Consider the following 6,801-nt stretch of genomic DNA (forward strand, 5'->3'; position numbering starts at 1 on the left):
CTCTTCCGATCTTTGACTCAAGCTGGCCCCGCTTCACTCTGATTCTATAAATTTTAGAGGCGCTTCGAGATCAAGTTGGTCCGCGAATGCGGCCCAACTTGATCTCGGACGACTCTAACGCATGTCATACATACGGACAAGAAAATCACATATTGCGCCGCGCAATACATGACTTAACCGACCCCCCCCTCCCGCGTGTCGCCCCTCCCTCGATCCTGCGGACCGGTGCTGCGAACTCAGGAAACCGACTCAGCAGAAAGGGGGGCCATACGGCCCGATCACAAAAAGCCCCGCCATCCAGGGAGGGCGGGGCTTGGCGCCTTAATCGATCGGGGTGCAGACCTTACAGATCCGGATCCGCATCCGGATCCGGATGCGCATCCGGATCTCCGTCGGTCGCATTGGGATCAGGATCGGCATAATCCACCTGGGGGGCCAAGGCCATTGGAAAACCCGGGCCACGGCGTGAGGCCGAAATGGCAATGGCTTTTTCCAAATCCGCTTCGGCACAAAGACCCAAGGTCACGGGATTACGCGGCTTGATGTTCGCCGCGTTCCAATGGCTCCGATCCCGAATTGCCTGGATGGTTGGCTTGGTGGTCCCCAACAGCTTACACAACTGGGCATCGGTGATCTCCGGATGGTTCTTCAGGATCCAGGCGATTCCGTCGGGCCGGTCATGGCGCTTGGACACCGGCGTATAGCGGGTGCCTTTGGGGCGGGACTGGGGAACCGGATTGTCCGAAGGCTTGAGCTTCAACCGTCTTTTGTGATCGGCTTCACAGCGCGTGATCTCATAGGCGGTCAACTGGCCCTTCACCACCGGATCGAGACCGGTGATCCCCAGGGCCACTTCGCCATCGGCGATGGCCTGGATTTCCAGCTCGTGCATCCCACAAAACTCGGCGATCTGGATGAATGTCAGGGCGGTATTCTCCACCAGCCAGACGGCGGTCGCCTTTGGCATCAGGGGCAGGGCCATGGTGTCTCCTCGCGTTTTTCATAAAAGGCCAGCCTCGCCGCCCGTCCGTTCCAGACCAGGCGGTGCCCTTCGAAGTCCGGTTGGAGACGGGATCCGACCAGGGAGCGACGGGCGAACCGGTTCCGGAGACGACACCGGAGCAACCCCCGCATTCCTCTCGTCCCGGTTAACTCGGCGCGGCGACGGCCAAAATACCTAAGGCGGATATAGACGGTGTCATCGCGTCGGTCAATCGTAGCCCGGGGGAAAGGCGCCAAAAGAATGCTTTAAACCTCTAGAATGATTTTCCCGACATGCTGGGAGTCTTCCATCATCCGATGGGCATCTGCGGCCTGATTCATGGGAAAGGTGGCGTGGATGGAGGGCCGCATCAGGCCTTTTTCCAACAATGGCCAGACATTTTCCTCGAGTGCCCGGGCCACCCCGGCCTTCATCGAAACCGGTCGGGCCCGCATGGTCGACCCGGTCAGGGTCAGCCGCTTCAGCATCACCCGCATCATGTCGATTTCCACCTTGGATCCCTGTAGGAAGGCGATGCTCACATGGCGCCCGTCCTCCGCCATGATCCGCAGGTCCCGGTCGATATAGTCACCCCCAACCATATCCAGAACGACGTCCACGCCTCGCCCCCCGGTGACCTCCTTGACGACCTTGGTGTAATCCTCGAGCCTGTAATTGATCGCCAGATCCGCCCCCAGGTCTTCGCAAGCCGCACATTTTTCCGCACTGCCCGCCGTCACAGTCACCCGCACCCCGAAGGCCTTGGCCATCTGGATAGCCGTCGTACCGATTCCGCTGGAGCCCCCGTGGACCAACAGGTGCTCTCCCTCATGCAGGCGGGCGCGTTCGAACAGATTGTGCCAGACAGTGAAAGAGGTCTCCGGCAGACCGGCAGCCATTTTTTGAGAGAACCCCTGGGGCACGGGCAAACAAAGCGCCCCATCGGTCACCGCATATTCGGCATAGCCCCCGCCGGGCAGCAGGGCGCAAACCGCATCACCGACCCGCCACCCTTCGCCCGCCTTGGGACCCAAGGCCGCGATAGTACCGGACACCTCCAGTCCGGGCAGGTCCGAAGCCCCCGGTGGAGGCGGATAGGTGCCCTGCCGCTGAAACACGTCGGGCCGGTTGACCCCGGCATAGGCCACCTTGATCAGCACCTCCCCCTCCTTGGGGATCGGCCTGGGCCGGGTGCCGGGAACCAGCACCTCCGGCCCGCCAAACTGGGAGATCTCCACGCAGCGCATGCTGTCCGGCAGGGTGGTGTTCATGACTGAAAATCCTTTGGAGGGCGGAGTCTTTAGATCAAACACGTTGAGCAGGGAGTGGCAAATCGAAACCACCCAGGACATATTTAGGGTCGGAACGGACCAACGCAATCGGATGGAGAGAGAAACCAATGGACACAGAAGACCTGGAACCGCGCGCATCCAAGGACTCCAACCAAGCACTGCAGCGCCCCCTGGACGACCTGACGATCGCCGACCTGGAGGACTACATCTCCGAGCTTGAGGCAGAGATCGCCCGGGTCCGCGCCAAGATCCATAGCAAGGGCGGAGCCATCGCCGCCGCCGATGCGTTTTTTAAGCGCTAAACCCAATCGGATACCAGACCAAATCGGGCTTTCAGCGCATGCGAAAACTCTTGGCCATATCCAGTGGCCTGGAGACCATCTCCAGCGGATTGGGCAGGGCCGAGAGCTTCTCCTCCACCTTGACCCGGGCCTTGCGCAGGCGCAACGCCTCCGCCAACCGCCGATCAAGGAAAGATCGGGTAATCTCCATATCCTCGCTGGTATCGTCCAGCCAAACCAGCAGTGTGGCGGCATAGATGGCCGCCAGTTCCGCCCGCTTGGTATAGAAGCTGAAGTCCACACTGGTGTCCCCGGCAACCCGCCAGATGGAGTCGATCGCCGTGTAGGACGCCTTGGCCGAAAGCACCAGATTTCCAGGCAGAGACATCAGCGCCATGCCCCGACGGATGGCTTCTCGCTCATGGCTCCAGCGTTCCAGACGCAACAGAATGGCCAGACGCACCCGCTCGTGCAGCCGCAACGACTCCGTCTCGGCCTCTTCCATATCCGCTTCCATCAGCCGGTTGGCCATGTCAACGAAGTGGGCCACCGCCTCAATCGGCCCACCGGGAAACGCCCGTTCCGCCGCGTCGCGGTCGAACCCCTCCGCTTCGGCGCCCTGACGCAGGGCCTTCAAGGACCAGCCGTCAAAGGGGATGTTGGGCAGGGTGGAAAGGACGATCCGATCCTTGATATCGCGGTACTCCATGTCCGATCTCCGATTGCCTGACGTAGTAGAATGGATGTTTAGAATGGATGTTCAGAAAACTGGCATCTCAGAGAGTTTTACCCCTCCCGTCCGCCCGAGGCGAGTGCCTTGCGCATTTCTTCGACAAAACCGAATTCGGCCATGTCTGTCATCCGCATGGGATAGAGGATACCATCCAAGTGGTCGCACTCGTGCTGGACCACCCGGGCATGAAACCCCTTGGCCTCCCGAGAAATGGGCGCGCCGGTCAAATCTACGCCATCGTAGCGAATATGGGTATGGCGCGGCACCCGCCCGGTCAAGCCCGGAAGGGACAGGCAGCCCTCCCAATCCTCGGCCATTTCGTCGGCTCCAGCCTCCCCCTCCCCTTCGGGCCGACCCGCGCTTAAAGGCGTGATCACGGGATTAATCAGGACCGTTTCGGGAATCGCCCCCTCCCCCTCTCCCGTGCGGCTGGAGGGAACGTGGAAGATGACCAGACGGAGCGGAACATGGACCTGCGGCGCAGCCAAGCCCACACCTCCGGAGTCGGCCAATGTCTCCCGCATATCTTCCACCAAACGGACAATTTCAGGGGCAGTCGGATCCGCCACCGGCTTGGCGACTCCCGCCAGAACCGGTGTCCCCATACGCGCGATCTTCAGCAGTGCCATAGCGTTCCCTTAAGACGTTGACAAAAAAGAAAAATCCAACCTGAGAGCCCTTTTTCAATCGCAATCCGACCTGTAATAGGGGCTTCTGCACCCAGCCCGGTGCCCTGAAAGCCTCTCCTTCTATCTGGAGAGATTTCCGGGTAGTCGCCGGGTAGCCGCCAGGTAGCCGATTGAAAAGATAACCATTTTTTAACCGATTTTGCCCGGGAACCGACTTCTTCCTTGGGTAAATGGGGCGGGCATGCTAAAAAATCCACAACGCACCCCGCATGGATAGACCTTGCGGGGCAAGATGGACATGGAACCGGACCCATTCCCCGGACCCAATTGCCGGATCCGGTGTGGATTGGCCCTTCCCACGTCCCCTTTCCTGTGATAGGAAGCGCGCCTTCGGACGGGTCTTAAGGACTTGTCCGGTCGGAACGCGTTTCCCTGGAGCCCGCCGTTGCCCCGGTTTTCGGGACCCTCGGCGGCTTCATCGGGATCGGTGATTGTCACACTTTCAAGGGATCATCCCACGCCCCAAAAGTCGGGCGGACGAGGAACGGTCCACAGTCTAAGGAGTTAGAGCCCTGGTTCAGGTTCTCGTGCGCGACAACAACGTCGATCAGGCGTTGAAGGCACTGAAAAAGAAGATGCAGCGTGAAGGCGTTTTCCGTGAGATGAAGCTTCGCCGCAATTTCGAGAAGCCCTCTGAGAAGAAGGCGCGCGAAAAGGCCGAGGCCGTACGCCGCGCCCGGAAGCTGGAGCGCAAGCGCCTGGAGCGCGAAGGCTTCTAGGACCGGAGTCGATCCGTCGGAGAGGGATCCGCATACCCCTCCGGCGTTTGATCACTTTGTCCAGAAGGCCAGAAAGAGAGGCGTTTTTATCCGCGCCATTCTGGCACCCCGAATGGGGATCCGTTCCGACAATCGCCGATAACCGCCCCCGGGGGAAACCCTGGATGGGCGGTATTGGTTTTTTTCAATCACAGAAAGCCTGAGCCGAAGCGAAGCCGACGCTTGACACCAACTAGAGTGAAACGGGATCAGCTTGAGTCAAGCTGGCCCCGTTTCACTCTCATTATATAGATTTTAGAGTATCTTCGAGGCCAAGTTTGGTCGCGAAGCGACCCAACTTGATCTCGGAATACTCTAGACGGAAAATCTTTCGGTTGCTCAACCAAGGAACCCTCCCTATCGTCTGTGGGCATGATCTGACAGGAGGGGAAGGGTCCATGGTGAAGCCGTTACCGTCCGTACCAGCCGAGGTTCTCGACATCTCAACGGAAGACTTCCGCAGAGACATCTTCGCGACCGTTGAAGCTGCGGAACAGGATGGCCGCTGGCAGCGACCATTCCAGGGGGCTGCGGCCAATTTCGACGAACTGACCCTGGAAGACATCTATTACTGGGTTTACAAATCCCGCAATCCCATAACCCAGCCGGAAGACGGCATGGATGTCGACGTCCTGCTCAACCGAGACCCGAGCACCATTGCCCTGCCCGATAACTTCCAGGTGGACAGCCAGGCCACCATGGGAATTGGCGGCGACCTCTTGCGATCTCCGGGCACAGAGCATTCCAAGGACATCCTCTTCGAAAAGGTGGCGCCGCTGCTGTTCGACCAGGATTTGTCCTACGCCAATTTCGAAAGCCCGGTAACCACAGGCCCCCTGCGGGAGGAGTTGATCGGCGACAAGGCTGCCCCCCTCGAATGCTGCTCCCCAGAGCAATTCGACACCTTCAAGGGACATAAGGGCAAGACGTTCACGGTCCTGAACACCACCAACAACCACAGCTTCGACATGGGGCTCGAGGGGATCGAGACCACTTGGCGGATGATGGACGAGAACGGAATCCTCGATTCCGGCACCAACCGGAGACCGGAAGATCTGGGCACCTGCAAAACGCTGGAGATCAACGGGATCAAGATCGGCTTCGTGGCCACCACCTACGGCCTGAACGGCCACCAAATCCCCGAAGCAGAGGCCTATCGCATCAACGTCTCGCGCATTCACTCCAAGTTTGCGCCACCGGACATGAGCCTGGTGGAACAGCAGATCGACGACGCGAAAGCCCAGGGCTGCGACGTCATCGTCGCCTCCATCCATTGGGGGTACGAATTCGAGTTCTTCCCCCGGATCCATCAGGTCCAGATTGCCCATGATCTGGTCGAATACGGGGCGGATATGATTATCGGCAACCACCCCCACGCCCTGCAGCCCATCGACTATTACCGGACCAAGCGCGATCCCAACCGAGTAGCGATCATCACCTATGCCCTAGGGACCCTGACCTGGGGTTTCACCGCACCCCATATTGTGCTCTGTGCCCTTCTCAACCTGACCCTGTCCAAGGGCAAACTGGGCGGCGAAACCCGAACCTATATCACCGCCTCCAGGGCGACCCCGGTTTTCCGGAGTTGCGTCGTAGAAGACGACCGGTGGATCAGCCGCATCGAGCCCCTGGCCGACCATGTGGACGGTAAAATCAACGCCCACCCCAAAGAGTACATCGACACCATGGCGCACTATGCCAAACTGATTTTAGGCTAGATACTCTAGCGTGCTGCGAGGCCAAATCGAACCACTTCTTGGCTCAATTTAGAGCAAATCCCGAGCAATCTGGAACAGATTGCGACGGGCGGAACGCACGCCGCAGGCGTGACGATTTGCTTCAATATCATACCAGCGGCCCTAACTTGTGACCGTTTTTGCATATTGCCTTGATGTGATTGATCGGACGGCATTTTGATCGTTTGCGAAGAAGTTCCATGCCTCGCAGCATCGCTCGACGATTTCGTCGTAGGTGTCAAAAACGGAGATGGCGAGTTTGTTGGCGCGTAGATAAGCCCAGACGTTTTCGATGGGGTTTAATTCGGGAGCGTATGGCGGCAGAGGCAA

Annotated in this window: 8 protein-coding genes; 3 read left to right on the forward strand and 5 right to left on the reverse strand. The window is 59.2% G+C overall.

Translation table 11 applies throughout. The annotated features are described in order from the left end of the window. Window positions 1–343: 343 nt before the first annotated feature. Together ACLIRY_RS26280 and ACLIRY_RS26285 are read right to left on the reverse strand one after the other, a co-directional pair. Entirely contained in the window at window positions 344–982 is a 639-nt protein-coding gene (locus tag ACLIRY_RS26280) for a DUF1013 domain-containing protein (protein WP_413208387.1), read from the reverse strand. Window positions 983–1,248: 266 nt separating this feature from the next. Next, the gene (locus tag ACLIRY_RS26285) at window positions 1,249–2,253 is read right to left on the reverse strand and encodes an NAD(P)H-quinone oxidoreductase (protein ID WP_413208388.1); all 1,005 of its coding nucleotides are present in this window, start codon (window positions 2,251–2,253) and stop codon (window positions 1,249–1,251) included. Between the two features lie 128 nt (window positions 2,254–2,381). On the opposite strand from ACLIRY_RS26285, the gene ACLIRY_RS26290 reads away from it, so the two are divergent. Then, entirely contained in the window at window positions 2,382–2,576 is a 195-nt protein-coding gene (locus tag ACLIRY_RS26290) for a DUF1192 family protein (RefSeq protein ID WP_413208389.1), read from the forward strand. 31 nt (window positions 2,577–2,607) lie between these two features. On the opposite strand, the gene ACLIRY_RS26295 is transcribed toward ACLIRY_RS26290, so the two are convergent. After that, on the reverse strand, window positions 2,608–3,264 hold the full coding sequence (locus ACLIRY_RS26295; protein ID WP_413208390.1) for a COQ9 family protein: 657 nt from the start codon (window positions 3,262–3,264) through the stop codon (window positions 2,608–2,610). Between the two features lie 77 nt (window positions 3,265–3,341). Then, window positions 3,342–3,917: a peptide deformylase gene (gene def, locus ACLIRY_RS26300; protein ID WP_413208391.1), complete on the reverse strand. Its 576-nt coding sequence runs from the start codon at window positions 3,915–3,917 to the stop codon at window positions 3,342–3,344. A gap of 572 nt (window positions 3,918–4,489) precedes the next feature. On the opposite strand from def, the gene rpsU reads away from it, so the two are divergent. After that, the gene (gene rpsU, locus ACLIRY_RS26305) at window positions 4,490–4,696 is read left to right on the forward strand and encodes a 30S ribosomal protein S21 (RefSeq protein WP_041797134.1); all 207 of its coding nucleotides are present in this window, start codon (window positions 4,490–4,492) and stop codon (window positions 4,694–4,696) included. A gap of 437 nt (window positions 4,697–5,133) precedes the next feature. After that, window positions 5,134–6,453, forward strand: coding sequence for a CapA family protein (locus ACLIRY_RS26310; RefSeq protein WP_413208392.1), 1,320 nt, complete (start codon window positions 5,134–5,136; stop codon window positions 6,451–6,453). Window positions 6,454–6,594: 141 nt separating this feature from the next. Here the strand turns inward: ACLIRY_RS26310 and ACLIRY_RS26315 are convergent. Then, on the reverse strand, window positions 6,595–6,801 hold a 207-nt coding region (locus ACLIRY_RS26315; protein WP_413208393.1), incomplete at its 5' end, for a transposase.

Origin of the sequence: Rhodospirillum sp. A1_3_36 (assembly GCF_047263945.1) — a bacterium.
Taxonomy (GTDB): Bacteria; Pseudomonadota; Alphaproteobacteria; order Rhodospirillales; family Rhodospirillaceae; genus Rhodospirillum.